Origin of the sequence: Pseudoalteromonas sp. SR45-6 (assembly GCF_014163545.1) — a bacterium.
Lineage (GTDB): Bacteria > Pseudomonadota > Gammaproteobacteria > Enterobacterales > Alteromonadaceae > Pseudoalteromonas > Pseudoalteromonas rhizosphaerae.
The window spans coordinates 1-774 of record NZ_JACJDM010000154.1 but is presented as its reverse complement, the minus strand read 5'-3'; the positions used below and the strand labels follow the sequence as shown (position 1 = coordinate 774).

The 774-nt window shown below is 34.1% G+C and carries 2 pseudogenes; both read left to right on the top strand.

Annotated features, from left to right (window positions below):
- Positions 1-247, top strand: a pseudogene (locus tag H5158_RS22635) (hypothetical protein); the annotation flags it as partial.
- A gap of 102 nt (positions 248-349) precedes the next feature.
- Positions 350-774: pseudogene (locus H5158_RS22630) on the top strand (hypothetical protein); the annotation flags it as partial.

Here is a 774-nt window from a genome sequence, read left to right as displayed (position 1 = left end):
AGAGTTTGATAAAAATAATAATCGTCCTTCAGACTTTTGGGTAGACTTCTCAATTGAACAGCAAATTGAAATTAGGGACGAAATTTTAGAAGATGCTTTTCCATTTGATTGGCTAAAAGGTAAAGCCAATGACGAAATAACGAAACCTTGGCAGCATTGGAAAGCAGAGCCTGAGCGCATAGAGCAATTAACGTGGAAATATAAAGTAAAGCGTTTACTGGTTCAACTTTTTATCGGCTTTCCGTGAAACGGCTTAAGTTTCAGAGTCCATGATACGTTAACAATCAGAAAAGGAATTCAAACGAGGCACTTTAAAGTGCCAAGGTTGATTAAACAATAAGGATATTACATGCAAAATAATGATTACCTAGCCGTTGATATCATGCCTAAAAAAACGCGATTTAATTGTTTTTTTTACCCTGAGAGATTAAATAGCCTCAAGGATAAATTCAAAGGCTTATGCTATTTATATAATTTACCTGCAAGAAAGCAAAAAGAAATACAAAAACATCCTGAACGATATAAAGTAGAAATGTGCGGAAATAGCCCAATTAGAGTTATATTGTTTGGCCCAATCATAATCGGCTTTGTTTTAAGTTTGTTACTATTACTATCTTGCATTGTAATGACATATTCGGATGAACCTTATCATTGGTGGGTGCCCGCACTTACTTTTTCTTGGAACCTGTTTTTTCTTAATTTATTACCAATAACAGAGAGTTACCTCCCTAAAAAGCAAATATATTTTGACAGAAAAAAACAGTTAGTCGGCTT